The organism is Rhizobium jaguaris (assembly GCF_003627755.1).
GTDB classification, from domain to species: domain Bacteria; phylum Pseudomonadota; class Alphaproteobacteria; order Rhizobiales; family Rhizobiaceae; genus Rhizobium; species Rhizobium jaguaris.
The window spans coordinates 3,481,091-3,506,625 of record NZ_CP032694.1 but is presented as its reverse complement, the minus strand read 5'-3'; the positions used below and the strand labels follow the sequence as shown (position 1 = coordinate 3,506,625).

Here is a 25,535-nt window from a genome sequence, read left to right as displayed (position 1 = left end):
AGACGCAAGGCGGTCAGGCGTCGTTTTTGCCGGTATTTGAATCGGTTGAAACGGCCTCCTCGGCATGCTCTCGACGCTTGCGCAGGAAGCCGCGGATGCCATTCAAGATGTCATGCAGATTGATGAAAATCGGCAGGATGGTCGCCGGTTCCAGCGCTTCCAGCGACATTCCGACCGATTGGATATGGTCGTTTTCATCGAGGTCGCGAACGATCAGGATGATCTCGCCGAGACGGACACGGTCGGCATAATCGGCCTTGCCCCCAAGGCGCTGGCGCATAAGTTCGGCAATTGTCAGACCCTTCTCCGCTTCGCTCAGAAGCCCCGGCCCATAGGCCGCATCGAGATCGGCGGCGGGGCGCAGCGGCGAGATCGAGAAGGCGCCGAAGAATTCGGCGTCATCCGGATCGACTGGCGCGCGGCTGGCGAACAGTCGGTCAAGAAGACGCGAATAGGTGGGCGAGATGAAGAGATAGACGAGATCGTTCTCGCGCAGGCGGCCGGCATATTGATAGCGCATCGACTTGCCATCACGCACGATGAGTGACGGCATGGCCCAGCGCGGAATGCGCTCGCCGCGCAGGACCGGGCTATCCTTGACGACACGATAGGAGAGCAGTTCGTGGTTGACCGCGCCCGGCAAGTCGACCTCGACCTTATCGACCGCGCCCATGCGCGGCGGGACAATGAGGCCAAGCCGACGCGCCATCGGCTTGATCGTCCAGCCCTGGACAAGAAGCGACACGAGCACGACGATGAAGGCTACGTTGAAATAGGTGTGGCTGCTCTCGAGATTGCCGAGGATCGGCATGATGGCGAGCAGGATGGAGACGGCGCCGCGCAGACCCACCCAGGCGACGAAACCGGTCTCCCGCTGTGTGTAATCGAAAGGCAGCAAGCAGAGCCAGACGGCGACCGGTCGGGCGATGAAGATCAGGAACAGCGCCAGTGCCACGGCGGGAATGGCGATTGCCGGAAATTGCGACGGCGTGGCGAGCAAGCCGAGGACGAGGAACATGATGATTTGCGCCAGCCACGTCATACCGTCCTGAAAGCGCTTGATGCTGGCCGAGGCCGGCATCTTGCGATTGCCGGCGTAAATGCCCGCAACGTAGACGGCGAGAAAGCCGCTGCCGCCGACGGCGCCGGTGAAGGAGAAGACGAGGAGAGCGAGCGCAAGCACGAAGATCGGCGTCAGGCCGCGATCGGTCTCCAGACGGCTGACGATCAGCACGATCATCATGCCGCCAAGCAGGCCAAGGATGACGCCAAGACCCATTTGCTGGAGAAAGGTGGCCAGCATGACGAGATTGAGCCCATGATAGCCTTCGCCGCTTGCGAGCACTTCGACCAGCGCCAGCGTCAGGAAGATCGCCATCGGATCATTGGTACCGGATTCGACTTCCAGCGTCGAACGCACCTTGTCGCGGATGTTGATGCCGCCGATGCGCAGCAGGAAGAAGACGGCGGCGGCATCCGTCGACGCGACGATCGAGCCGAGGAGCAGACCCTGCAGCCAGGTAAAGCCAAGAAGCCAGGTAGCAGCGAGGCCGAATAGGGCCGCCGTAACAAGAACGCCGGTGGACGCGAGGGCCATGGCCGGCCCTGCCGCCAGTTTGAAGGCCTGGAGCGGCGTGTGGTATCCGGAATCGAAAAGGATGATGGCGAGGGCAAGGGAGCCGAGAATATAGGCAAGATAATTGTTACTGAATTGGATACCGAGTCCGTCCGTGCCGGCGATCAGTCCGATCATCAGAAAGAGCAGCAGTAATGGCGCGCCGAAACGGAAAGCGAGCAGGCTCGAGAAAGCCGCCATCAGAATCAGGAGCGTGCACACCAGCACGACGACGTAAAATGCCTCCACTCCGTCTACCCCTTTCCCGCGTGTCCTTACCCGGATGAAAAGCCCGGATCGTTCGCAATTCCCCTGCCATTCACTATGCTGCCGCGCGCTTTAAATTAGTAAATACAAATATTGTTCGAGGAGGCGTTGCGATCGATGCCCGCCTCGACGAATGCGACTTCATTGTGTGATGCGTTCGCCAGAACGGCGAAACGGCCCCGAATGCCCTGGGAGAATTCCTATAAAAAATTTATTGGTGAATCTGGACGATAGCAGGGCAGGAAGAGGAAAGATTCTGGCGAAGCGGAGGAATAATGCGGGCGGTGCGCTGTTGTTTGAGTGGTCTTTGGCGGCTCAAATATCCACACGCTTGAAATAGATCGGATAGTCGATCACCAGACCGTCGGCATCGACAGGTAGTTCGACGGTAAAAGCCCTGTCTTCCGCAGCATAGCGATAGAGTTTCTCCGGCGTGATGCAGGTGTAACGCTGACCGTCTCGCACTGGCACAAAGCTGTCGAACGGTACATAGAGCATCGAGAGCTTGGCCGTTCCGGCCTCCGGCGTCAGTTCAAGCCGGTGGATTGGCAGGCTGTTGGTGAAGGGGGAGCCATAGAGATCGATATCGACGCAGCCGTCGAATTGCGGCAAGGCAATGCCATCTTCGGTGTGCCAGTGTCCCTTGCCATCGGAAAGCAAGGCAAGGCGCCGGCCGTCGGTGGTTTCGATCGTGAAGGAGAGAACGGACCAGTCGGCTGTGCAATCGATGTGGTAGAAGACGCCGTAAGGTGAGCCGTCACGGCCGCCGATGATGGTGCCACAGGCGCGAATGGCTGCGCCGGTGGCCACGTCGATGGGACCAATCGTCAGATGCTCCAGCCCATCTCCCTCCAGCGGACGCCAGCGAACTGTCGTCGGGAGGAGAGGGCGGAAGGCCATGATCAGATCAGCTTGGCAAACGCTACGGCCGTATCGGCCATACGGTTCGAGAAGCCCCATTCGTTGTCGTACCAGGACAAGACGCGCACGAAGTTGCCTTCCAAGACCTTGGTCTGGTCGGTTGCGAAGATCGACGAGTGGCTGTCATGGTTGAAGTCGCGGGAAACCAGCGGCTCGTCGGTGTAGCCGAGGATGCCCTTCAGCTTGCCGTTCGATGCAGCCTTGATTGCTTCGTTGATTTCGCCGACCGTCGTTGCCTTCTTGGATACGAACTTGAAGTCGATAACCGATACGTTCGGGGTCGGAACGCGGATCGACGTACCGTCGAGCTTGCCCTTCAGGTGCGGCAGAACGAGACCAACGGCCTTTGCGGCGCCCGTCGACGTCGGGATCATGGACAGGGCTGCGGCGCGGGCGCGGTACAGGTCCTTGTGCATGGTGTCGAGCGTCGGCTGGTCGCCGGTGTAGGAGTGGATGGTCGTCATGAAGCCGTGGTCGATGCCGACTGCGTCGTCAAGAACCTTGACCACCGGCACCAGGCAGTTCGTGGTGCAGGAAGCGTTGGAGATGACCAAGTGCTCCTTGGTGAGTTGGTCGTGGTTGACGCCGAAAACGACGGTCAGGTCGGCGCCGTCGGCAGGAGCCGAAACGATGACGCGCTTGGCACCGGCCGTCAGGTGAGCGGCAGCCTTGTCGCGGGCGGTGAAGATGCCGGTGCATTCCATCGCGATGTCGACGCCGAGATCGCGGTGCGGCAGGGTCGCCGGATCCTTGATCGCCGTGACCTTGATCGGCTTGCCGCCGCCAACGATGATCGTGTCGCCTTCGACCTTCACTTCGGCGGGGAACTTGCCGTGGATCGAGTCGTAACGCAGCAGGTGAGCATTGGTCTCGACCGGGCCGAGGTCGTTGATGGCGACAACTTCGATGTCGGTGCGGCCGGATTCGACGATCGCGCGCAGAACGTTACGGCCGATGCGGCCAAAGCCGTTGATGGCAACTTTTACAGTCATTGTGTTCACTCCCTTTCAGTCAGGGTCTTTATCTATTGGATTTGAGAGCGCTTGTCAGCGCCCTCAGGAAAGCTTTGCCTCAGCGGCGGCGACAACGGCGTCAGCAGTAATGCCGAAGTGCTTGTAGACGTCCTTGTACGGAGCGGAAGCGCCGAAGCTCTTCATGCCGATGAAGGCGCCTTCCGGTCCGATGAAGGCATCCCAGCCTTCGCGAACGGCAGCTTCGACGGCGATCTTGATCGGGGAGTTGCCGATTACTTCCTTGCGGTAGGCATCCGGCTGCTCGAAGAAGAGTTCGGTGCAGGGAACGGAGACGACGCGGGTGGAAATGCCCTTGCCTTCCAGCGCTGTGCGGGCGGCGACGGCGATTTCGACTTCGGAACCCGAAGCGAAGATCGTCACCTTGGCGTCGGCATTGCCGGCGAGCGTGTAGGCGCCCTGTTCGCAGAGGTTCTTCTCGCTGTATTCGGTGCGGGCGGCAAGCAGGTTCTGGCGGGTGAGAGCAATGCCGGACGGACGATTATGCGTCTTGACCGCAATCTGCCAGCATTCCGCGGTTTCGGTGGCGTCAGCCGGACGGAACAGCAGGAAGTTCGGAATGGCGCGCAGACCCGCGATCTGCTCGACGGGCTGGTGCGTCGGGCCGTCTTCGCCGACGCCGATCGAGTCATGTGTCAGAACATGGATGGCGCGGATACCCATCAGTGCAGCGAGACGGAGCGGGGGACGGCAATAATCCGAGAAGATCAGGAAGCCGCCGGAATAGGGGATCAGGCCGCCGTGCAGCGAGATACCGTTCATGGCCGAAGCCATGCCATGCTCGCGAATACCCCAGTGGACGTAACGGCCGGAGAAATCGGTCGGGGTGATCGACTTCATCTGGCTGGTCTTGGTGTTGTTCGACGGCGTCAGGTCCGCAGAGCCGCCGAGCGTTTCCGGCAGGAAGCCGTTGATGACTTCCAGTGCGTCTTCCGATGCCTTGCGGGTTGCGAGCGTCGGCTTGGTCTCCGCAAGCTTCTTCTTGTAGTCGCTGATGGCGGCGTCGAAGCCAGCCGGCAGTTCACCGGCAAAGCGGCGGTTGAACTCGGCCTTCTTGCCCGCCTCAGCGGCAGCAAGGCGGCCTTCCCAATCGGTGCGGGTGGTGACCGAGCGCTCACCGGCGGCACGCCATTCGCCGAGGATATCATTCGGGATGACGAAGGGCTCGTAGGGCCAGTTCAGAGCGACGCGGGTGGCGGCAATTTCCTCGGCGCCGAGCGGCGAGCCGTGAACCTTGTGAGTGCCCTGCTTGTTCGGAGCGCCGAAGCCGATGATCGTCTTGCAGGCGATCAGGGTCGGGCGGTCGGACTTCTGAGCGGCTTCGATGGCGGCGGCGATGGCGGCCTGATCATGGCCATCGACTTCGATCGTGTTCCAGTGAACGGCCTTGAAGCGGGCGACCTGGTCGGTCGAATCCGAGAGCGAGATGGCGCCGTCGATGGTGATCGAGTTGTTGTCCCAGAAGAGGATCAGCTTATTCAGCTTAAGGTGGCCGGCGAGCGCGATCGCTTCGTGGCTGATACCTTCCATCAGGCAGCCGTCGCCGCACATGACGTAGGTATAGTGATCCATCAGATCGGCGCCGAATTCTTCGCGCAGCTTGCGCTCGGCGATCGCCATGCCGACCGAGTTGGCAATGCCCTGGCCAAGCGGGCCGGTGGTGGTTTCGATGCCGGTGGCATGACCATATTCCGGATGGCCGGCGGTCTTGGAGCCGAGCTGGCGGAAATGCGCGAGGTCGTCGGCCGTCATGTCGGGATAGCCGGTCAAATACAGCAGCGAATAGAGCAGCATGGAGCCGTGGCCGGCCGACAGCACGAAACGGTCGCGGTTCGGCCAGTGCGGATGCTTCGGGTCGAAGCGCAGATATTTGCTAAAGAGAACGGTAGCGACATCCGCCATCCCCATCGGCAGACCGGGGTGACCGGAATTGGCCTTCTCGACAGCATCCATGGCAAGGAAACGGATCGCATTTGCCATCCGGTCGTGTTGTTCGCGAGAGATCATGGGTTTTTCCGCTATGTTCCGGGTTCGGTGGGATGGCCGCACGCTTGGGAGACAGGGCCACCGGTTGAAAGGCGGCCGAAACGGAGAAGTCCCTATGAACTCCGTTTTTAGCACTGCCTCAGGCGGCTGAGACATAGCAGTTGGGGCGAGCAAGTCAATAAATCCGCAGGTCGATCAGGGGGTGGTGCGGCAATTTTTCGACATTTGCCCGTCCACTTGCACAAAAGACGACAGTGACAAGACAAAGCCTGCATAAGCCGCAAAGACGACCTTCATCCACAGATTAGGTCCCCTGCCGCATGACAGCCTTTATTGACGTGCAGTTGCTGAGTTGAATATTGTTGCGAAATCAGACGAGTGGCCGGATGTTTTGATTCGGGTCTTGCGCGGGGAATCGAAAGGCATGACACCCTCAGGCAAAACGGTGGATGTGGCGCTCGCTCAGTTGCGCCAGGCGCTTTCGACTTTGGAGAGCGCTGTCGACGTGCGGTTCGAACGTGAACGCGCGCAAAGCGATGTCGAAGGCGAGGTTCGCCGGGTGCATGCCGACCGCTCACGGCTCGCCCAGGAACTCGATCAAGCCGAGTTCCGCGCGAACCGGCTCGAAGAAGTCAATCGCGAAGTGTCGCGCCGGCTTGTGACGGCGATGGAAACCATAAGAGCCGTGCTCGACCGCTGACCCCTCGGGATGCAGCTGTCGCGATCAGCGGCAATGATCGGAAAGTCGAATGGCGCAGGTAACGGTAACGATCGACGGCAAAGCCTATCGCATGGCTTGCGAAGAGGGGCAGGAAGCCCATCTGACGGATCTCGCCACCCGCTTTGACCGCTATGTCGCGCATCTAAAGAGTCAGTTCGGTGAAATCGGCGATCTGCGCATCACCGTCATGGCCGGAATTATGATCATGGACGAAGTGGCGGAGTTGACGCGCCGTGTCTCTGCGTTGGAGGCCGAGCTCGAAAGCTTGCACAGCAACCGTGATACCGTGGCTGCCGCCAACGCCCGCAGCGAAGAGACGCTGGCAACAGTCATCGACGAAGTGACAATGCGCATTCGCGGCATTACCGAGAAGCTGACGGTTCGTCCGGGCGGCGAGCCGAATTGAGGTATTCTTTTATTTCTCGGATCAGACTTGGCACCCTCTGGTGCAAGTCGATAATTCTCTTTATATAGGGTGCGCGGTCTGCGCTTCCCGACAGGAACCACAATCCCTGGGGCCATACTCGATCCAAAGGGAGCTGTCCCTGACCGGGCTCGTGGGCCTGGTCACACGGTGCCCACCTACGTTTGTAGGCGCCCAGGATCGTAAACATCCATCGGTCGTCGTGGATCGCTCTTTCTTTCTCAGCCCGGTAAAGAAAGGCAGCGTCGCGGGATTCTCATTGCCCCGCTGACGCTGTTCCTCCTCCCCTTAACGTTTTGCGCCTAGATATGCACCGCGCTCGAATTCCGAACGGTTGGCAGCGCTGCGTAGGCGCAGCAGATCCTTGCGGGCGATCAAGCCGACAAGGACGCCTGTCCGCTCATCGACAACGGGAACACGGCCGGTATCGGCCTGGATCATGATATCGGCAACGCGGCCGACCGTATCTTCTGGATGGGCGAGCGGAATGGAGGTATCCGAGATCAGATCATACAGCGTCTGGCCGGCGAGATCCGGCCCATTCTGCCAGCGTAGCGCATCCGCCCGCGAGAGCATGCCGACCAAACGGCCATCAGTCTCGATAACGGGATAGAAGCGATGGGCATCCGGCTGCTCGGTCAATTGCGCCAACGCCTGCGCGGCCGGCATGGCGGCAGGCAGCGTAGCGACCTTCGCGATCATGATATCGGCGGCGCGGGTGAGTTCGAACGGATCGATGCCGTATTCGCGGGTGATGTGCTGGCCGCGGCGCGCGATCTTTTCTGTCAGGATCGAGCGCTTTAACAACAACACAGTGACCGCGTAAGCCGCGACAGTGGCGGCAAGCAACGGCACAAGTGCGTGCATATCGCCGGTAAGTTCGATCGCAAAGAAGGTGCCGGTCAGCGGCGCGCGCATCGTTCCACCCATCATCGCGGCCATGCCGAGCAGCGCCCAGAAGCCGGGATCTCCGGGCAGAACGAGGCCGATAAGCCAGCCGAGCGTGCCGCCGAGAATGAGAAGCGGCGCGAGGACGCCGCCCGATGTTCCCGACGACAAGGCAACCAACCAGATGCCGGCCTTGACCAGGAGTATGGAGAGCACCGCGCCCGCGATAATGTGGTCGTTCAGCAGGTCGGAGATGATGTCGTAGCCGACACCGAGCGCGCGTGGCTCGATCAGTCCGCCGAGACCGACGACGAGGCCGCCGAGAGCCGGCCACCACATCCAATGAATTGGCAGTTTCTCGAAGGCGTCTTCGATGCGGTAGAGCAGCGTCGTCAAAAGGCCGGATTGCAGGCCGGACACGATGCCGAGGCCCGCGGCCAACAGGATGCCCCACCAGCTCAGCTGCATGTCGAAATGGGCCGGGAAGAGCGGGCCGCTGCCGATCAGTATGGGTCGCCAGGTAATGGAAACACAGGATGCGATCACGACCGGAATGAAGCTGCGTGGCTTCCATTCGAACAGCAGCAGTTCGACGGCCAGCATGACGGCGGCGATGGGCGAGCCGAAGATCGCGGTCATGCCGGCGGCCGCGCCCGCGACCAGGAGGGTTTTGCGTTCAGCGGCGCTCAGATGGAAGAATTGTGCGAACAGCGAGCCGATAGCGCCACCGGTCATGATGATCGGCCCTTCCGCACCGAACGGGCCGCCTGTGCCGATCGAGATGGCGGAAGAGAGCGGCTTCAGGATCGCCACTTTTGGCGACATACGGCTGCCGCCGATCAGGATCGCCTCGATCGCCTCCGGAATGCCGTGGCCGCGGATCTTTTCCGAACCGTAGCGTGCCATGAGGCCGATCACGATGCCGCCGATGACAGGAGCCGCGACCATCCAGGGCGAGCGCGCAACGGTGCTCATCAACAGCGGTTCGACACTGATTTTGAACAGCCAGACGGCGTTGGTGACCAGCGCGATGAGATTGATCAGCACCCAGGCGGCGAGGGCGCCACCCGTACCCACGACCAGCGCCATGGCCGCAAGCACCAGGACACGCTTGTCGGTGGTAAAATCTCCGTTGTCTTTCCGTGAAGCGCCGCCCGAGAAATCATGGGCGTGCCGATGTGCGTTGATATCCTGCATGGATTGCTTTCTGTGCTAAAGCGCGGCGGCAAGCGGCCGGGATTACATTGCAGTCGCAATTATATCGTAATGCGATATAAATCAACGGCCGAAAACAACGAAAGCAAAATGTGATCATGAGGACGATGAGAGTGGCGCGAGATTTGGATGAGACGCTATCGCAGGCGGACTACGAAGCTTTGGCGACACTGCGCTATACGCTCCGGAAATTCATGGATTTCAGCACGTCTGCTGCGCATCATGAGGGATTGCCGCCGCAGCAGCATCAGGCGCTGCTGGCGATCAAGGGCAATCCGCAAGGCGAGGCGATGACCATCGGCATGCTGGCGGAACGCCTGTTGATCGCTCCGCATACGGCAACCGAACTGGCCGGCCGTCTGATCGAAGCCGGCTATGTCACCCGCCATCCCGATCCGGATGACAAACGCCGCCAGAAGCTGCGGCTGACGGAAAAATCCGAGGAGATCCTGCGCCGGCTCAGCGCCATCCATCTCAGGGAGATCCGCGATATGGCGCCGGAGTTGATCGATATTCTGACGCATCTGCAGGCTGATGTCGGTGGCAAATGAACAGAACTCAGTAGCAGGTGCCACCAGCGGCAGCTCTCGGCCCCGCAGCCTCAGATCCAGCAGTTGCGACACTCCTGTCCTGTACATTTCCCGAAATTCTATTTGAGATTGCAGCCGGAAGGTGATTTTATGCCGTCCGGGTAGCTGGCTCCCCTCGCGCTTCTCCCGATTTTTGACCCGAGCGGCCCATGTCGATTTCAGATGCGATCTACCGTCCCTTCGAAACGTTGATCCGGCCGCTCGACATCCCCTACCGACCGCTGCCGTCCAAGGGGCCAGTGACGGTTCTTCTGCACTTCATCTCGATGTTCCGCGGCGTTCTGATCGCCATGGCGCTGTCCTCGATGGCGATCGAGGCCATCAATCTGACGATCGTCTGGGGCCTCTCGGTCATCGTCGACGGGGTCACACAGCAAGGCGCTTCTGCCTTCCTGCAGAGCGAATGGCAGCTACTTGCCTTCCTTGGCTTCCTGATCTTTCCAGCCATGCCGATCGCTTCGTTCCTCGTAAACACCTTCAACTCGCACACGCTCGGCGTCGGAATGCCGGCCGCTATCCAGTGGCAGGGGCACAAAGCTGTGGAACGGCAGGATCTCGGTTTTTTCCAGGACCTTTTTGCCGGACAGGTCGCCTCGCGCCTGCAGCAGGTTGCCTCCGCCGTCCAGCAGCAGATCGTCGCCGCCTTTCAGTCCATTCCGCGCTTCCTGCTGCAAATGGTCGGCTCGGTGATCCTGCTGACGAGCCTTTCCTGGCAGCTCGCATTGCCGGTCGTCATCTGGATCACGCTCAATGTTCTGCTCGCCGTCAAAATGGCGCCGATCTTTGCCGAACGTGCACGCAGCACCGCCAAGCAGCGCAGTCTGGTGGCGGGCGCCATCACCGATCTCTACACCAACATGCAGATGATCAAGCAGTTTGCGGCCGAAGACAGCGAGGCAGGGGGCATTCGCCGTATCATTCAGAAAGCCATGCAGACGCAGCACAGGGAACAGCGCATCTACCGCACGTCGGAACTGACTGTCGTGGCTCTCAACATGGCACTCTGGCTGGCGATGCTTTCGATCGGTTTTTCGGGCCTCGTCAACGGCTTTCTCACCGTGGGCGAGTTCGTTGGGGCGGTCTACATCCTCAACCGACTGTCCGGGCACACCTTCACTTTCCTGCAGATGGGCCAGCAGATATTCCAGGCGATCGGCACGATCAAGGACGCCATGCCCGTCATGACGACGCCGCCCACCATCACCGACCGGCCGGATGCCACCAGCCTCACGGTCAGCCATGGGGAGATCCGTTTCGAAAACGTCCTCTTCTCCTACAAAGGCGGCAAACCTGTCATCGATAATCTGTCGCTGGCGGTCCGGCCCGGTGAGAAGGTGGGCCTTGTGGGTCTCTCCGGAGGCGGCAAGACCACGCTCGCAAATCTCCTGCTGCGCTTTTACGACATCAAGGACGGCGCAATCCTGATCGACGGGCAGGATATCCGCACCGTCACGCAGGAAAGCCTTCGCCGCGCGATCGGGGTCATCGCGCAGGATGTGGCGCTGCTGCACCGTTCCGTCGGCGACAATATCCGTTACGGACGGCCGGAGGCGACTCAGGACGAGATCGAAGAGGTCGCAAAAATGGCAAGCGCTGATGCCTTCATTGCCGATCTCGCAGACGGTGAAGGCCGCAAGGGTTATGACGCCTTTGTCGGCGATCGCGGCATCAAGCTCTCCGGTGGCCAGCGCCAGCGTGTCGCCATCGCCCGCGTCCTGTTGAAGAACGCGCCGATCCTGGTGCTTGACGAGGCGACCTCGGCGCTGGACAGCGAATCCGAAGCCGCCATCCAGGAAAGGCTCAATCTAGTGATGGAGGGAAAGACGGTGATTGCCATCGCGCACCGCCTTTCGACCATTGCCAGGATGGATCGCATCGTCGTGCTCGATCACGGGCGCATCGTGGAAGAAGGTAGGCCCGAGGAGCTGGTTGAGCAGAATGGCCTGTTTGCTCGCCTGTGGAAACGCCAGACCGGGGGTTTCATTCCGGAAGAAATCAACGAACCCCTGCCGAAATCGCCTGCGACCTGAGTTCAGAGGCCTGGTGGCAGTTACTACCCTATTGCGCAAATGAAGAGGCCATTGCCGGGGCTGACCGGCAATGGTGCGTCGCGGACTATTGGCCGAGCCGGATGCCTCCGTCGCAGATCAGCGTATGACCGCTGATAAAGCCGTTGCCGATCAGGAAGGCGATGGCGTCAGCGATCTCTTCCGGGCGGCCGACGCGGCCGACCGGCGTGCGTGCGGCGAAGCTGGCAAAAGCCGGCGCCTTCTGTTCTTCGCCGAGGAAATCCCACCACGGCGTGTCGACGACGCCGGGCGAGACGCAGTTCACTCGGATCGGCTTGAGCTCGACGGCAAGAATTGGCGCAAGCGCGGCGATAGCGGCGTTGACGGCGCCAAGCCCGGCTGTTCCGGGCAAAGCTGCCTGTGCCGAGACGGCGGAGACGAAGGTGATGCTGCCTTCTTTCGAGAGATAGGGAAGACAGGCTTGGGCGCAGGCAAAATGCGCCATCGTCTTCTGCTCGAAACCTCTCTTGAGATCGGCAAGGTCGACGGAGGCGAGGGGGCCGCCGCCATTGCCGCCGCCGAGTGCCAGAACGAGATGATCAAATGGCCCGATCGTCTCGAAGGTTTTGGCGAGGCCAGTCAGGTCGGCGGCGTCCATAGCGATCGCGGCGACGTCGCCGGTGAGGCTCTCTGCTGCCGCCTTCAGCTTCGTCTCATCGCGGCCTGTGATCGTAACCCGATATCCTTTTTCGAGAAGATGAGCGGCGCTCGCAAGGCCGATGCCGGAGGAGCCGCCAATGATAACGGCGTGTTGGGATGACATGGTTTGTCTCCTAGTTCGATGATTGATGATGGGAATGGCGGTCTGCGTTCAGGCAAGGCCGGTGAGGTTTCGGCTGAGGACGCGCAGCTTATTGCGCGCGGCCGCGTCTTGGGCCTGGGCATTGGCGCGGGAAGGGCGCTGTCCGTCGTAATAGAGGCCGGTATGTCCTTCGAGATCGGCGCTCACAGCAAGGTTGAGAATGGCGTCGGCGCCCTGGTCGACGGTGCTCATGGGAGCAACGCCAGCTTGGCGCACCATGGTGGTGTCCATGTAGGTCGCTGGGTGCAGGCAGTTGACGGTAACGCCGGTGCCAGCCAGTTCCTCGGCGAGATCGAAAGTGAACATGATCTGCGCCAGCTTACTCTGGCAATAGGCGCGCACGCCGCTATAGCCGTGTGTCAGCATGACATCGGAGAAATCAATCGGCTGCTGGCCGACCGAGGAAACGTTGACGATGCGGGCGGGGCTGCTCGCCTTCAGCAGCGGAAGCAGGCGGCGGGCGAGCAGGAAGCCGGCAAGATAGTTCACCGCAAAGCGCAGTTCATGCCCGTCACGGCTCACCTGGCGCCCCGCGTCACGGCCGCTGGTGCCGATGCCGGCATTGTTGATCAAAATGTCGAGTCGATCATGGTCGCGCTCGATCGTATCGGCCAGGGCGCGGACCTCATCCAGCGATGAAAGATCGGCGGGGTAAAAGCTTGCTTTCCCACCCGCGCCATGAATCTTAGAGAGCAGGCTCTCGGCGCGTGCCTTGTCACGCCCATGCACCAGCACCGTCGCGCCCGACGCGGCGAGCCTTTCGGCAACCCGGCGGCCGACGCCATCGGTCGAGCCGGTAATCAGGATCGTCTTGTCGCTCATGTCCATTGCAATCGCCTCCATTTCGTCTCTGCCGTGATATTTGGCAAATTGAGAAAGGGACAAACAGTTCCGGTTTTATCCTAGTATTGATCCTGCTATGATAAGCGATGACCATCAATCAGAATCAAACCATTCTGGAAGCCAGGCGCCGGGAGTTCGGCGCTTTCCTGCGGTCTCGCCGTGAGAAGCTGACGCCGGCAAGCGTGGGATTGCCGGAAGGATTTCGTCGGCGAACGCCGGGATTGCGACGCGAGGAAGTGGCGCTTCTCGCCGGCGTCGGGGCCACCTGGTACACATGGCTGGAGCAGGGGCGGGACGTTCGTGCATCGACGGAGGTGCTGTCGGCGCTGGCAGACGCGTTGCGGCTCGATCCCGCCGAACGGCGGCATCTCTTCACCCTCAGCGATCGGCCATCGACGGAAATGCCATCGCGCGGGCCGGAAGAAGTGCCGGAATCGCTGCGACGGATGCTCGCGAGCCTCACCAGCCAGCCCGCCTATGTCCTCGGCCGGCGCTGGGATGTGCTTGCCTGGAATTCTGCAGCCGTGGCTCTTTTCGGCGATTACGGCTTGTTGCAGGGCGATGCGCGCAACACCGTCCATCGGGTGTTCACCGATCCCGCACACCGTAAGCTGTTGGTCGATTGGGAGATTGTGGCGGCGAATTCGCTCGCCATGTTCCGCGCCGATAGCGCCCGCTATGCCGGGGATCCCGACTTCGAGCGGCTGATCGCAACGTTGACGCAGGCAAGCCCGGAATTTCGCGCTTGGTGGCCGAAACAGGAAGTGCTGCGGCCGCTCGCCGGCCATAAGCGCCTGCGCCATCCGCAAGGCGGGCTGATGACGTTTGAATATACGGCACTTGCCGTCATCGACCGGCCGGATATGAAGCTCGTCGTCTATACGCCACTGGATGAGGACGGAACCGGCGAGAAGCTGAAAACACTCCTGGGCCAGAACGCGAAAAGCTGATCGCAGGGCCATCGGATACGACGCCCGATAGTCTCAGCCTTCGAGATCGCTCTTCAGCCGGTCGAGGATCGACAAGGCATGGCCGGCATAGGCGCTAATCCAGCGGTCGTGAATCTGCTTGATCGGCAGGCTGTTGAGATGGTTCCAGCGCTCCCGGCCTTCCTTCTTGGCGATCACCAGATCGGCCTCCTCCAGCACCCTCAGATGCTGCATCACCGTGCAACGGTCCATATCCGCAAAGGTCTCGCAGAGCATGCCGGTTGTTCTCGGCGCCTCCTTGAGCATGTCGAGGATTTCGCGCCGGCGTCGGTGTGCCAGAGCCTTGAAAATGAGGTCGCTATCCGATTCGCTTGACATGTTATGTTTTTATAACATAATGCCTCTGATCGCAATGGAAATGCAGCCGCAATCGGAAAGCGGAGGAGTAGCTATGACGTTGAATGTTCGCATTTCGGGACGCATCGGCCGCAAGGTGGATGAGGTCTTCGACGCAGTCGTCAATCCGAAGAAGCTCTCGAGCTATTTCACCACCGTCGGCGGCGCCAGCGCGCCGCTCGTGGCGGGGACAACTGTGATCTGGTGGAAGAACGCGCCCGTCGAGGTCAATGAGGTGGAAACCGACCGGCGTATCGTCTTTCACTGGGATGGCGGCACCGGCGAAGACGGCGCGCGCTACAGGACCAAGGTCGAGATGACGTTCGAATCGCTCGACGACGGCGGTACCCTCGTGACGATCGAGGAATCCGGCTGGCGAGAGGACGCGGCCGGCCGCCGCGGCACCTATCTCAATTGCGAGGGTTGGACGCAGATGCTCTGCTGCATGAAGGCTTTTGTCGAGTACGGCATCAATCTGCGCGACGGGTTCTTCCTGAGCGAAATGCGGGGCGTGCCCGCGGAAGCGCCGGACCGGTGACAGGACGGGCGGTGCATGCGCTGTTCGATACCTCCGCCGGACATACTTCTCGGCGGCGTGTGGCCGCCCAGAAGAGTAGTGCCAGCGCGCTGACCCCGGCGCCGAGCATGCAGACCACGGCGTGCTGGAGTTCGTCCCGGCGTCCGACGGAAGTGCCTATCAGGAATATCGGCTGACCGGAAAAGGGCGTGGCCTTTTTCATGTCGTCGTGGGGCTGCGGCAATGGGGAAAGACGCACCTGTTTTCGCCCGAAGAAGCTCACTCGGAACTGGTGGATATCGAAAAGGGGGAGCCGGTCGAAAAACTCGAACTGCGATCGGGAACGGGACGTTTGCTCGCTTGGGAAGATACGATCGTCCGAAAGGTACATCCTGATGGAGAACTGCGTTGATCGCAGGCCACACTGTTCACTTTTCTGTGTGGATAAGCTCAAAATCGGGATGAATGACAAATTCCTTTAAATAATAACAGATTCATTGCTGGCGGAACGAGTCCTGCGCCAAAATTGCCCAAATTCAGAATGATGGGAGCGCTCGAGAAAAAGAGCCCGTCGAAAGAAGTGCAGGCGGTAACACAGAGATGCAAGATTGCCGTTACTGCACATCCGAGCAAACGGGACCGGCGAAAGCCAATTCAAAACAGGTAGAGCATGTCGACTCCAATCGATCTGGAAAAAGCCGATGAGGAACTGGAGGCACGCAGCGGTATAAGCGGGCTCCTGAACCGCAATCGCACGCTGATCGTCGCTACCCTCACCGTGGCGGTCTTCTGTATCGCCGCCTATGCGATCTTCGATCTGACGAACGAAGTGCGCTATGATGATGTCGTGCACGCGCTGGCGACGACGAAAATCTCGTCGATCCTGCTTGCCCTGTTTTTCACAGGTCTCAGCTTCTTCTCTTTGATCTTCTACGACCAGAACGCGCTCGAATATATCGGCAAGCGGGTGCCGTTTCCGCATGTGGCGTTGACCTCCTTCAGCGCCTATGCGGTCGGCAATACGGCCGGTTTTGGTGCGCTCAGCGCCGGTGCCATCCGCTATCGCGCCTATACCCGGCTCGGCTTGCAGCCGGATGACATTACCCGTGTCATTGCCTTCGTGACGCTTGCCTTCGGTCTCGGCCTTGCCGCCGTCGGCTCCATTGCGCTGATGATCATTGCCGACGAGATCGGCCCGCTCATCAACTTCGACGGCCTGTGGCTGCGTTTGGTCGCCGGCGCCATTCTCGCGGCGCTGGCCATCGTGATCGTGGTTGGCCGCAACGGCCGCGAGGTCCGGATCGGACCGATTGCCATTCGCCTGCCGGATTCGCGTACGTGGTCGCGGCAATTCCTGGTGACCGCGCTCGACATCGCCGCCTCGGCCTCCGTGCTTTATGTGCTGCTGCCTGATTCGGCCATAGGCTGGCCGGGCTTCTTCGCCATCTACGCCATCGCCGTCGGCCTCGGCGTGCTCAGCCACGTGCCGGCCGGTTTCGGCGTTTTCGAGACGATCATCATCGCGTGGCTCGGCAGCTCGGTGAATGCCGATGCGGTTCTCGGTTCGCTGGTTCTCTACCGTGTCATCTATAACGTCATCCCACTGGCGATCGCGATCCTCGCGATCTCGGTGGCGGAGTTGCGTCGTTTTGTCGACCATCCGGTCGCCTCCGGCATGCGGCGTATCGGCGGCCGTCTGATGCCACAGTTGCTGTCGACCTTCGCGCTGCTGCTCGGCATGATGCTGGTGTTTTCGAGCGTGACGCCGACGCCGGACAGGAACCTCGAATTCCTCTCCGACTATCTGCCTCTGCCCCTTATCGAAGGGGCGCATTTCTCTCCAGTCTTCTCGGCCTAGCGATGATCGTTGCTGCCCGCGGGCTCGGCCAACGTCTCGATGGCGCCTGGTGGGTTTCGATTGCCTCGGCGGTTTTCGCGCTGCTGTTCTCGCTGCTGAAAGCGATCGCGATTGTCGAGGCCGCGCTGCTCGGCTTTCTCGTTTTCGGCCTTGTCGTCAGCCGTCGACTGTTCACTCGCCCGGCATCGCTGCTCAATCAAACCCTGACAGGAGGGTGGTTGACGGCAATCGCGGTCATCTGCATCGGCGCAGTCGTCATTCTGTTTTTCGTTTACCGCGACGTCGAATACAGCAATCAACTCTGGTGGCAGTTCGAATTCACCGAGGAAGCGCCGCGCGGCCTTCGCGCCGTTCTCGGCATTTCCATCGTCTCGTCGGCGATCGCGATCTTCAGCTTGCTGCGGCCGGCAACGGCGCGGCTGGAGCCGGTTTCGGACCATGCCGTGGAACGGGCCGTCGAAATCGTTCGCAAGCAAGGGATTGCTGACGCCAATCTCGTGCGCATGGGCGATAAAAGCATCATGTTCTCCGAAAAGGGCGATGCGTTCATCATGTATGGCAAGCAGGGCCGTTCCTGGATTGCGCTCTTCGATCCGATCGGACCGCGGCAGGCACTGCCGGAGCTTGTCTGGCGGTTTGTCGAAGCCGCCCGTTCGGCGGGCTGTCGTTCGGTCTTCTACCAGATATCGCCAGCACTCTTGTCCTATTGCGCCGATGCTGGTTTGCGTGCTTTCAAACTCGGCGAACTGGCGGTTGTCAATCTCTCCAATTTCGAGCTGAAGGGCGGCAAATGGGCCAATCTTCGCCAGACCGCGAGCCGTGCCGTACGTGACGGACTAGAATTTGCCGTTATCGAACCCCATCTTGTGCGCGACGTGATCGATGAGCTCGCTCAGGTTTCGGAATCCTGGCTTGCCGACCACAATGCCAAGGAAAAGGGTTTTTCGCTGGGCGCCTTCGATCCCGATTATGTCGTTTCGCAGCCGGTTGGCGTGTTGAAAAAGGATGGCAAGATCGTTGCTTTCGCTAACATCCTGATGACGGAGACCAAGGAGGAGGGCTCCGTCGATCTGATGCGCTTTTCGCCCGATGCACCGAAGGGGTCGATGGATTTTCTATTCGTGCAGATCCTCGTGTATCTGAAAGAGCAGGGCTTCCAACGCTTCAATCTTGGCATGGCGCCGTTGTCGGGCATGTCGAGGCGGGAGTCGGCGCCGGTTTGGGACAGGGTTGGGGGAACTGTGTTCGAACACGGCGAGCGTTACTATAACTTCAAAGGGCTTCGTGCCTTCAAATCCAAATTTCATCCCGAATGGCAGCCGCGTTACCTGGCTGTCTCGGGAGGTGTCAGTCCAATGATCGCGTTGATGGATGCCACATTCCTCATCGGGGGCGGACTTAAAGGGGTCGTGAGGAAATGATCTTGAAATACGCAGTGTCATTGGCTTTCGCATTCATGTTGACGACGGGGCTACTGGCATCCGGCGCAGCAAGGGCGGACGAGGACGATACCAAATACGATCTCGGCATGATCTCCCCGCCGCATATCATGCGCCCACAGGGTAAGGTGACGAGCGAGGTCGTTCTGATCTCCGACGCGGCCGGCTGGGGCGACAAGGAAAAAGGCGTTGCCGACAAGCTCGTCGCCAATGGCACTCTGGTCATCGGCATCGATTACCCGTCCTTTTTGGCGTCGCTCAACAAGTATGACGTCAGCCAGAACGACGGTTGCATCTACATGGTTTCGGATCTGGAGTCGCTGAGCCAGCAGGTGCAGCGCTCTTTCGCCGACAGTACCTATCAGCTGCCGATCATTGCCGGCGTCGGCGCCGGAGGCTCCATGGCGCTGACTATCGCCGCACAGACGCCCGACGCCACCGTTGCCGGTACGCTCGCCGTCGATCCGACCTTCGGCATCGCGCTGAAGCAGGAGCTTTGCACGCCGGCGGAAAAGAAGACCGATGGCGATATGGTGTCCTTCGGCCTCCAGGAAGGCGCGCTGCCGAATCCGATCCTCGCGACCTTCACCTCGAAAGCCCCCAAGGATGGACGTGATCACGTCACGGAAATCCAGAAGACGCATCCTGATGTTCAGGTTACGGATTCCGGCGATAGTGACACCTATGCCGCGCTGAGCGATGGGCTGGTTGATCTGATGAAGACGATCGACAGCGAAAAGTCGCCGCTGGGTCTGCCGCTCGACGTCATGAACACCAAGCCGACGCAAGATACGCTGGCGATCGTCTATTCCGGTGATGGCGGTTGGCGCGATATCGACAAGGAAGTCGGCAGCTATCTGCAGGACCAGGGTATTCCCGTCGTCGGTGTCGACTCTCTGCATTACTTCTGGTCCGAGCGCGATCCGCAGCAGACCGCTGACGATCTCGCTCGCATCATCCAGTACTATACCAAGCGCTTCAAGGTGAAGCATGTGGTGCTGATCGGCTATTCCTTCGGCGCCGACGTGCTGCCGGCGAGCTACAACCGACTGAAGCAGCCGGACAAGGACAAGATCGTGCAGATGTCGCTGCTGTCGCTGTCGCGCAAGGTCGACTATGTGATCTCGGTCATGGGTTGGCTCGGCGCTACAAGCGCCGGCAAGGGTGGCGATCCCATCAACGACCTCAAGTCGATCAACCCGAAAATGGTACAATGCGTCTACGGCAAGGATGACGACGAGGATGTCGCCTGCCCGGCGCTGAAAGGCACGGGCGCCGAGGTCATCGCCATGGATGGCGGTCACCATTTCGACGACGACTATGAAGCGCTGGCCAATCATATCATCGACGGGTTGAAAAGCCGGCTCGGCGAATAAGGTGCCAGCATGCACGGCGGTTTCCTCCGTCGCGCATATTCCGGCAGTTAGACGGCCGGCAATATGGACGCCGATTGGCGCTTCAGCCTGTCCGCCAGGAAATCGACGCAAAGGCGCACCTTGGCGGCCGTGTGACGATTATGCGGATAGACTGCGTGGATCGGCGCGGGCGGCAGCGGTTGCTTCGCAAGCACGATCTCCAGCCGTCCGGAATCGATATCGTCCCGGACGTCCCATATCGATTTCATGATCAGGCCGGCGCCATCGAGAGCCCAGGCATGGGCCAAATCGCCATCATTTGTCGTGAACGACCCGCGGATATGCACAGTCGTGCCGTCGGCGAAGATCCAGTCGTCCAGCGGCGGATGGCCGAATGCGATGCAATCATGGCCCAGCAGTTCTTCCGGTTTCTCGGGCCGGCCATGCCGGTCAAGATAGGCTGGTGCGCCGCAGATGACGCGAATGTTGGGTGCGAGTTGCCGAGCGATCAGGCTGGAATCCGCCAAAGCACCGAAGCGCACCGCGAGATCGTAGCCGTCTTCGACGATGTTGGCGATGGAATCGGACGTATCGAGCTGGATATGCAGTCCGGGATGATGGGACCGGAATTCGCGGAGCAGCGGTGCAAGCCGTCGGCGGCCGAAGGCATAGGTCGAGGTGGCCCTTAAAATGCCGGTTGCGGTGTCGCGGCCGCGCGTCACTTCCAGCTCGGCTTCATCGATTTCCGCGAGAATGCGGACGCAGCGCGCGTGGAAGGTCGTGCCTTCCTCGGTCAGCGCCAATGTTCGCGTCGTGCGGTTCACCAGGCGGACGCCGAGGCGTTCTTCCAGCCGCGCCAGTTTGCGGCTGACGACGGCCAGCGACAGGCGTAGTTCCCGCGCCGCGCCGGAGAGGCTGCCTGCCTCGACAACGCGCACGAACACCAGCATGTCAAAGAGGTTATCGGCCATATTCTTGCTGATATAGCAAGGAACCATCTCTGGCAAAGTCTATTCTTGCAAACGCCAAGAAGGTCTAAATGTCTCTCATGGCAGCCGGACCGAAGTCTGGAACAGAGCATTGATGGCGGCACGATGCCGACGTCTGCTCGATATCCAGCGGTTTTCACAAGAGGAGCATGCCCTATGAAGTCTCTGATCGATCAACGCGTTCTGGTGCTCGGCGGCAGTTCCGGTATCGGGCTTGCGACGGCGAAGGCGGCCGCAGACGCCGGCGCCAAGGTCACGATCGCTTCCCGCTCGCAGGCAAAACTCGATGAGGCCCTGACGGGCCTCGCTGCCACGGCGCGGGCCGTGGTGCTCGACACCGGTGATGAAGCGGCCATCGATCGCTTCTTTGCCGAGGAAGCGCCTTGGGATCACATCGTCATCTCCGCCGCGCAGACGGCGAGCGGTCCGGTCCGCTCCTTGCCGTTGCCCGATGCCAAGCAGGCGATGGAAAGCAAGTTCTGGGGTGCCTATCGCATCGCACATGCGGCGAAATTCAGCGAGCGGGCGACATTGACCTTCATCACCGGCTATCTCGCCGTGCGACCTTCCGCAACGTCGGTCCTGCAAGGCGCCATCAATGCGGCACTGGAGGCGTTGGCGCGCGGCCTTGCGTTGGAACTGGCGCCGGTGCGTGTCAATGCGGTCTCGCCCGGCCTGATCGATACGCCGCTTTGGTCGAAGATGGCTGAAGAGACACGCCAGGGGATGTTCACCCGCGTTGCGGCAAGCCTGCCGGCCCGTGTGGTCGGGACACCGGAGGATATCGCCAATGCGGCGCTATTCCTGATGACGACACCCTTCGCCACCGGATCGACCGTCCGCGTCGATGGCGGCGGCGCGATCGCGTGAGGCCACCATGTTGGACCATGTGACACTCAGAACCGCCGATCTGGAGGGGACGCGTGCCTTTCTCGAGACCCTTCTCGATCTGAAACCGGGTTACAGACCCGCCTTCGGTTTTCCCGGATACTGGCTCTATGCAGGCAAGGAGCCGATCGTGCATCTCATCCCCGGCCGCGCCAGTCCCGTCGACCGTCGTGGTGAGACCATCGATCATGTCGGCTTCCGTCTCACGAACTATCAGGAGCAGCGGGGCAAACTCGATGCCCTTGGCATTCCCTATTCGACCATGGATCTGCCGGAGCTTCGTGAGAGAAGGCTCTTCGTGGAGACGCCGACAGGCATATTGCTGGAGCTGGTGTTCCGGGAAGGGGAGAGTTCCGGCGGGGCATAACGGCGTTTTTCCTCGCCTGCCGTCCAGCATTTATTTGCTTATTGCCGCCGCTATCGGTAGTCGGGGGAAAGATATCGCGAGTCAGCCTTGGCTCGCGCCGACCGAATCCCGCCAAACCGAAAGGGACTGCACCTTGTCCGCCGCATCGTCTTCCGCCTTCGACAAAAATTATTCCGGATTCCTGTTCGACATGGATGGTACGATCATCAACTCGATCGCCGCCGCCGAACGTGTCTGGGGCGATTGGGCGCGCAGCAAGGGGCTGGATGTCGCGGCATTCATGCCGACCATGCACGGCAAGCGCGGCGTCGATACGATCGGCCTGTTGAACCTTCCGGGCGTCGATCCGGCGGCGGAATCGCAGTTGATCATGGAGGCAGAAATCGCCGATGTGGAAGGCGTGGTGCCATTACCGGGCGCCGTGGACTTCCTGGCCTCGCTGCCGCCGGACCGTTGGGCGATCGTTACCTCCTCGCCCTACCGGCTCGCGCAGGCGCGCCTTGCCGCCGCCGGCATTCCGGTCCCTCGCTTCATCGTCACCGCCGAAGATGTCAAGAACGGCAAACCCGATCCGCAATGCTACATCCTCGGTGCCGAGCGCCTCGGCCTGCGGCCGTCCGATTGCCTGGTTTTCGAAGACGTGATGGCCGGCATCAAGGCCGGCGAAACCGCCGGCTCCGACATCATGGTTATCACGGCGACGCATTCCCATCCGATCGAAACGGGTCATTCCACGCTCCAGAACTATGAGAATGTTCGAGCACATATCGATGGAGACGGGCTGATTTCTGTGGTGCGCAAGGCTGGTTGACGTCTGTCGGTCAGCATACAATCACCGCATGTCGCTTTCACGCATTGCAATGGGCCGCCGGCTCATTATCTTTTCGTGATATTTGTTGAAATCCACGAAAAGCTGATGATCCGCAAAGAGCTGAAAGCCCAATATCGCAACGAACGCTTGGCGGCGCGCGATGCCATTCCCCCGGACGAGCGTATTGAAAAGGCGCTGGCGATGCTTGTGCACGCCGGCGATGCGATCGATCTCCAGCCGGGGGAGGTCGTGTCCGGCTTCCTGCCGATCCGGTCCGAAGTGGATATACGACCGCTGATGGCGCGGCTGCGCGAGCGGGGCGCGCGGCTCTGCGTCCCGGTCATCCTCGACAAACGCACCATCGTCTTTCGCGAACTCGTTCCGGGTGCGCCGCTCGTTTCCAGCGGCTTTGGTACAGCAGGGCCGGGGCCTGAGGCTGCGGTGTTGGACCCACAGATCATGCTGGTGCCGCTTTCGGCTTTCGACAGCACCGGCCATCGCATCGGTTACGGTGCGGGCTATTACGACCGCGCCATTGACCAGTTGCACCAAAAAGGCCTGAATCCACGGCTGATTGGCATTGCGTTCGACTGCCAGGAAGTGCCATCAGTGCCGGCTGAGCCGCATGATGTCCGTCTTGACGCGATTTTGACCGAGAGCGGACTCAATTTCGTTTCGGAAGTGATTGGATAGGGAATGCGGCTGCTTTTTTTGGGTGACATGGTCGGTAAGACCGGACGGGTTGCGGTATGGGATCGCCTGCCGGGCCTCATTTCCGATCTGAAGCTCGATTTCGTCATCGTCAATGGCGAAAACGCCGCCGGCGGCTTCGGCATTACCGAGGATATTTTTCTCGAAACGATCAATGCCGGCGCCGATGTGGTGACGACGGGCAATCACGTCTGGGATCAGAAGGAAGCGGTGGTGTTTTGCGAGCGCCACGATCAGTTCCTGCGCCCCGCCAACTATCCCGCCGGTACGCCCGGCCGCGGTTCCAGCATCTATTATGCCCGTAATGGCGCCCGTGTGCTCGTCGCCAACATCATGGGCCGCGTCTTCATGCATCCGGAGCTGGATGATCCGTTCAAGTCGGCGGAAGCCATCCTCGATGCCTGCCCGCTGAAGGAGCAGGCGGACGCCATCGTCTTCGATTTCCATGCGGAGGCGACCAGCGAAAAACAGTGTTTCGGCCATTTCGTTGACGGCCGCGCCAGCTTCGTCGTTGGCACACACACGCATGTGCCGACCGCGGACGCGCAGATCCTGAACGGCGGCACCGCCTACATGTCGGATGCCGGGATGTGCGGCGATTATGATTCGTCGCTCGGCATGGACAAGGAAGAGCCGCTCAACCGTTTCATCTCGAAGATGCCGAAGGGCCGTTTCGAGGCGGCCTCCGGTCCGGCCACCATCTGTGGCGTCGGCGTCGAGATATCGGATGCGACCGGGCTTGCCGAAAAGATCGCGCCGCTCAGGATAGGGCCGCGGCTCGCGGAGACCATTCCGGAATTCTGGCGCTAAATATTGCCCAGCCCTTAATCATCGGGCTGCAATGACGCGATTGTGAGCAATCCGATCGGGTTTGCCGCTGGACCTACCGCAGGCCATGCCACATCTTTCAGCCTTCTGTGGAGCTGAAGGAATGGCATGATGCTGCGATTTCCCATCTTCGCTGCGATCTCCCTACTGGCCTTGGCAGGGTGGAGTGTCGCAGATGCCCAACAGATGCCTTCCCGTCCGCAAGTCAGTCAATGTCAGGCGATCGCGCAATCACTTCCGAAGGCGGCGTTCGCGAGCTTTTCCGGTTCAGATCAGACACTTGCCAACAATCCCGTCGACGGCGATGTGAAAATCACCTTCCTCGGTCATGCTACCTTCTTCATCGAGACGCCCGGCGGTGTGTCGATCGCAACTGATTTCAGCGGCGTCTTTCTGCCGCCTTATACGCCGACCGTCGTTACGATGAACAAGGCGCATCCGAGCCACTATACGCTGACCCCCGACCCGGCGATCAAATATGTGTTGCACGGCTGGAGCGATACGCCCGGCGAGCCGGCAAAGATCCATTTGACCGTCGGCGATGCGCTGATCCGCAATGTGGCGTCCGATATCCGCTCCTGGTCTGGGGGCGTCGAGGCGAACGGCAACTCGATCTTCATCTTCGAGGTCGCCGGCCTCTGCATCGGCCATCTCGGCCACCTGCATTTCGAGCTCAACGATAAGCAATATGCCGAGATCGGCCGGCTCGACGTCGTCATGGTGCCGGTCGATGGCGGCCTGACCATGGGCGCGGACAGCATGAGCCGGGTGGTGAAACGGCTGCGTTCGTCGCTCATTCTGCCGATGCATCGCTGGGGGCCGCCGATACAGCAATTCCTGGCGATGTTCGGCCCGGATTTCGATGTCGCTTATGCGCCGACCGCGAGCACCACGGTTTCGCTGAAAACCCTGCCGCGGAAGCCGCTGATTTACGTGCTGAAGGGGCTTTGAGCCGTTCAGTACGATGCCCGGGCGGCCTTCTCCCTCCGCCCGGGCACACCTTTGAAGGAATTGCCGCCGGGCGTCTCGTCGCGGGCCTCTTTACGGGCTTTTTGCTTGAATGAAAGCCACTTCG

The 25,535-nt window shown here is 60.6% G+C and carries 23 protein-coding genes, 1 other RNA gene and 1 pseudogene; 16 read left to right on the top strand and 9 right to left on the bottom strand.

Going from position 1 to position 25,535, the window contains the following annotated elements:
* Positions 1-13 precede the first annotated feature (13 nt).
* The 4 genes from CCGE525_RS17095 to tkt all read right to left on the bottom strand — a co-directional run bounded on the left by CCGE525_RS17095 (position 14) and on the right by tkt (position 5,841).
* Positions 14-1,864 (bottom strand): potassium/proton antiporter, encoded by a 1,851-nt coding sequence (locus CCGE525_RS17095; protein WP_120705322.1) that lies wholly within the window; start codon positions 1,862-1,864, stop codon positions 14-16.
* A gap of 333 nt (positions 1,865-2,197) precedes the next feature.
* A complete protein-coding gene (locus CCGE525_RS17090; RefSeq protein WP_120705321.1) occupies positions 2,198-2,782 on the bottom strand; it encodes a putative glycolipid-binding domain-containing protein in 585 nt (194 codons plus the stop codon).
* A gap of 2 nt (positions 2,783-2,784) precedes the next feature.
* Positions 2,785-3,795: a type I glyceraldehyde-3-phosphate dehydrogenase gene (gene gap, locus CCGE525_RS17085; RefSeq protein WP_120705320.1), complete on the bottom strand. Its 1,011-nt coding sequence runs from the start codon at positions 3,793-3,795 to the stop codon at positions 2,785-2,787.
* Positions 3,796-3,858: 63 nt separating this feature from the next.
* Complete coding sequence (gene tkt, locus CCGE525_RS17080) at positions 3,859-5,841, bottom strand: transketolase (protein ID WP_120705319.1); 1,983 nt, start codon at positions 5,839-5,841, stop codon at positions 3,859-3,861.
* A 403-nt stretch (positions 5,842-6,244) separates the two neighbouring features.
* Here tkt and CCGE525_RS17075 point away from each other — a divergent pair, with 403 nt between their 5' ends.
* The 3 genes from CCGE525_RS17075 to ssrS all read left to right on the top strand — a co-directional run bounded on the left by CCGE525_RS17075 (position 6,245) and on the right by ssrS (position 7,178).
* Positions 6,245-6,520, top strand: a complete 276-nt coding sequence (locus CCGE525_RS17075) for a DUF4164 domain-containing protein (protein WP_104825195.1) — start codon at positions 6,245-6,247, stop codon at positions 6,518-6,520.
* 49 nt (positions 6,521-6,569) lie between these two features.
* Entirely contained in the window at positions 6,570-6,947 is a 378-nt protein-coding gene (locus CCGE525_RS17070; protein ID WP_120705318.1) for a cell division protein ZapA, read from the top strand.
* Between the two features lie 72 nt (positions 6,948-7,019).
* Positions 7,020-7,178: non-coding RNA, 6S RNA (gene ssrS / locus CCGE525_RS17065), on the top strand.
* Positions 7,179-7,253: 75 nt separating this feature from the next.
* Here ssrS and CCGE525_RS17060 read toward each other — a convergent pair.
* A complete protein-coding gene (locus tag CCGE525_RS17060; protein ID WP_120705317.1) occupies positions 7,254-9,050 on the bottom strand; it encodes a chloride channel protein in 1,797 nt (598 codons plus the stop codon).
* Between the two features lie 131 nt (positions 9,051-9,181).
* On the opposite strand from CCGE525_RS17060, the gene CCGE525_RS17055 reads away from it, so the two are divergent.
* Positions 9,182-9,619: a MarR family winged helix-turn-helix transcriptional regulator gene (locus CCGE525_RS17055; RefSeq protein ID WP_245472034.1), complete on the top strand. Its 438-nt coding sequence runs from the start codon at positions 9,182-9,184 to the stop codon at positions 9,617-9,619.
* Between the two features lie 188 nt (positions 9,620-9,807).
* On the top strand, positions 9,808-11,688 hold the full coding sequence (locus CCGE525_RS17050) for an ABC transporter ATP-binding protein (RefSeq protein WP_120705315.1): 1,881 nt from the start codon (positions 9,808-9,810) through the stop codon (positions 11,686-11,688).
* Between the two features lie 85 nt (positions 11,689-11,773).
* Here the strand turns inward: CCGE525_RS17050 and CCGE525_RS17045 are convergent, their stop codons facing one another.
* Positions 11,774-12,490, bottom strand: a complete 717-nt coding sequence (locus CCGE525_RS17045; protein ID WP_120705314.1) for an SDR family oxidoreductase — start codon at positions 12,488-12,490, stop codon at positions 11,774-11,776.
* A gap of 48 nt (positions 12,491-12,538) precedes the next feature.
* Positions 12,539-13,357, bottom strand: coding sequence for an SDR family NAD(P)-dependent oxidoreductase (locus CCGE525_RS17040; protein WP_120706460.1), 819 nt, complete (start codon positions 13,355-13,357; stop codon positions 12,539-12,541).
* Positions 13,358-13,458: 101 nt separating this feature from the next.
* On the opposite strand from CCGE525_RS17040, the gene CCGE525_RS17035 reads away from it, so the two are divergent.
* Positions 13,459-14,322 carry a helix-turn-helix transcriptional regulator gene (locus CCGE525_RS17035; RefSeq protein ID WP_120705313.1) on the top strand — a complete coding sequence of 288 codons (864 nt, stop codon included), beginning with the start codon at positions 13,459-13,461 and terminating at the stop codon, positions 14,320-14,322.
* Between the two features lie 33 nt (positions 14,323-14,355).
* Here CCGE525_RS17035 and CCGE525_RS17030 read toward each other — a convergent pair whose 3' ends face one another.
* Entirely contained in the window at positions 14,356-14,679 is a 324-nt protein-coding gene (locus tag CCGE525_RS17030) for an ArsR/SmtB family transcription factor (protein ID WP_120705312.1), read from the bottom strand.
* A 73-nt stretch (positions 14,680-14,752) separates the two neighbouring features.
* On the opposite strand from CCGE525_RS17030, the gene CCGE525_RS17025 reads away from it, so the two are divergent.
* From CCGE525_RS17025 to CCGE525_RS17010, 4 genes and pseudogenes are all read left to right on the top strand, one after another.
* Positions 14,753-15,235, top strand: coding sequence for an SRPBCC domain-containing protein (locus CCGE525_RS17025; RefSeq protein WP_120705311.1), 483 nt, complete (start codon positions 14,753-14,755; stop codon positions 15,233-15,235).
* A 121-nt stretch (positions 15,236-15,356) separates the two neighbouring features.
* The gene (locus CCGE525_RS17020) at positions 15,357-15,626 is read left to right on the top strand and encodes a hypothetical protein (protein ID WP_205587401.1); all 270 of its coding nucleotides are present in this window, start codon (positions 15,357-15,359) and stop codon (positions 15,624-15,626) included.
* 258 nt (positions 15,627-15,884) lie between these two features.
* Positions 15,885-18,493 (top strand): annotated as a pseudogene (gene mprF, locus CCGE525_RS17015) (bifunctional lysylphosphatidylglycerol flippase/synthetase MprF).
* Entirely contained in the window at positions 18,490-19,887 is a 1,398-nt protein-coding gene (locus tag CCGE525_RS17010; RefSeq protein WP_120705310.1) for a virulence factor, read from the top strand. Before mprF ends, CCGE525_RS17010 begins: the two are co-directional and overlap by 4 nt.
* 47 nt (positions 19,888-19,934) lie before the next feature.
* Here the strand turns inward: CCGE525_RS17010 and CCGE525_RS17005 are convergent, their stop codons facing one another.
* Positions 19,935-20,837, bottom strand: coding sequence for a LysR family transcriptional regulator (locus CCGE525_RS17005; RefSeq protein WP_120706459.1), 903 nt, complete (start codon positions 20,835-20,837; stop codon positions 19,935-19,937).
* Between the two features lie 174 nt (positions 20,838-21,011).
* On the opposite strand from CCGE525_RS17005, the gene CCGE525_RS17000 reads away from it, so the two are divergent.
* From CCGE525_RS17000 to CCGE525_RS16975, 6 genes are all read left to right on the top strand, one after another.
* Positions 21,012-21,725, top strand: a complete 714-nt coding sequence (locus CCGE525_RS17000; RefSeq protein WP_120705309.1) for an SDR family oxidoreductase — start codon at positions 21,012-21,014, stop codon at positions 21,723-21,725.
* Positions 21,726-21,732: 7 nt separating this feature from the next.
* On the top strand, positions 21,733-22,110 hold the full coding sequence (locus tag CCGE525_RS16995; protein ID WP_120706458.1) for a VOC family protein: 378 nt from the start codon (positions 21,733-21,735) through the stop codon (positions 22,108-22,110).
* A 133-nt stretch (positions 22,111-22,243) separates the two neighbouring features.
* Entirely contained in the window at positions 22,244-22,921 is a 678-nt protein-coding gene (locus CCGE525_RS16990; RefSeq protein WP_120705308.1) for an HAD-IA family hydrolase, read from the top strand.
* Between the two features lie 105 nt (positions 22,922-23,026).
* A complete protein-coding gene (locus CCGE525_RS16985; protein ID WP_120705307.1) occupies positions 23,027-23,614 on the top strand; it encodes a 5-formyltetrahydrofolate cyclo-ligase in 588 nt (195 codons plus the stop codon).
* A gap of 3 nt (positions 23,615-23,617) precedes the next feature.
* Positions 23,618-24,442 (top strand): TIGR00282 family metallophosphoesterase, encoded by an 825-nt coding sequence (locus CCGE525_RS16980; RefSeq protein WP_120705306.1) that lies wholly within the window; start codon positions 23,618-23,620, stop codon positions 24,440-24,442.
* Positions 24,443-24,568: 126 nt separating this feature from the next.
* Positions 24,569-25,411, top strand: a complete 843-nt coding sequence (locus CCGE525_RS16975; RefSeq protein WP_120705305.1) for an MBL fold metallo-hydrolase — start codon at positions 24,569-24,571, stop codon at positions 25,409-25,411.
* Positions 25,412-25,535: the final 124 nt, after the last annotated feature.

Coding starts and splice junctions, on each gene's coding strand:
- CCGE525_RS17090 (WP_120705321.1), bottom strand. CDS start 2,782: ATGGCCTTCCGCCCTCTCCTCCCGACGACAGTTCGCTGGCGTCCGCTG.
- gap (WP_120705320.1), bottom strand. CDS start 3,795: ATGACTGTAAAAGTTGCCATCAACGGCTTTGGCCGCATCGGCCGTAAC.
- tkt (WP_120705319.1), bottom strand. CDS start 5,841: ATGATCTCTCGCGAACAACACGACCGGATGGCAAATGCGATCCGTTTC.
- CCGE525_RS17075 (WP_104825195.1), top strand. CDS start 6,245: ATGACACCCTCAGGCAAAACGGTGGATGTGGCGCTCGCTCAGTTGCGC.
- CCGE525_RS17070 (WP_120705318.1), top strand. CDS start 6,570: ATGGCGCAGGTAACGGTAACGATCGACGGCAAAGCCTATCGCATGGCT.
- CCGE525_RS17060 (WP_120705317.1), bottom strand. CDS start 9,050: ATGCAGGATATCAACGCACATCGGCACGCCCATGATTTCTCGGGCGGC.
- CCGE525_RS17050 (WP_120705315.1), top strand. CDS start 9,808: ATGTCGATTTCAGATGCGATCTACCGTCCCTTCGAAACGTTGATCCGG.
- CCGE525_RS17045 (WP_120705314.1), bottom strand. CDS start 12,490: ATGTCATCCCAACACGCCGTTATCATTGGCGGCTCCTCCGGCATCGGC.
- CCGE525_RS17040 (WP_120706460.1), bottom strand. CDS start 13,357: ATGGACATGAGCGACAAGACGATCCTGATTACCGGCTCGACCGATGGC.
- CCGE525_RS17035 (WP_120705313.1), top strand. CDS start 13,459: ATGACCATCAATCAGAATCAAACCATTCTGGAAGCCAGGCGCCGGGAG.
- CCGE525_RS17030 (WP_120705312.1), bottom strand. CDS start 14,679: ATGTCAAGCGAATCGGATAGCGACCTCATTTTCAAGGCTCTGGCACAC.
- CCGE525_RS17025 (WP_120705311.1), top strand. CDS start 14,753: ATGACGTTGAATGTTCGCATTTCGGGACGCATCGGCCGCAAGGTGGAT.
- CCGE525_RS17010 (WP_120705310.1), top strand. CDS start 18,490: ATGATCTTGAAATACGCAGTGTCATTGGCTTTCGCATTCATGTTGACG.
- CCGE525_RS17005 (WP_120706459.1), bottom strand. CDS start 20,837: ATGGCCGATAACCTCTTTGACATGCTGGTGTTCGTGCGCGTTGTCGAG.
- CCGE525_RS17000 (WP_120705309.1), top strand. CDS start 21,012: ATGAAGTCTCTGATCGATCAACGCGTTCTGGTGCTCGGCGGCAGTTCC.
- CCGE525_RS16995 (WP_120706458.1), top strand. CDS start 21,733: ATGTTGGACCATGTGACACTCAGAACCGCCGATCTGGAGGGGACGCGT.
- CCGE525_RS16985 (WP_120705307.1), top strand. CDS start 23,027: ATGATCCGCAAAGAGCTGAAAGCCCAATATCGCAACGAACGCTTGGCG.
- CCGE525_RS16980 (WP_120705306.1), top strand. CDS start 23,618: ATGCGGCTGCTTTTTTTGGGTGACATGGTCGGTAAGACCGGACGGGTT.
- CCGE525_RS16975 (WP_120705305.1), top strand. CDS start 24,569: ATGATGCTGCGATTTCCCATCTTCGCTGCGATCTCCCTACTGGCCTTG.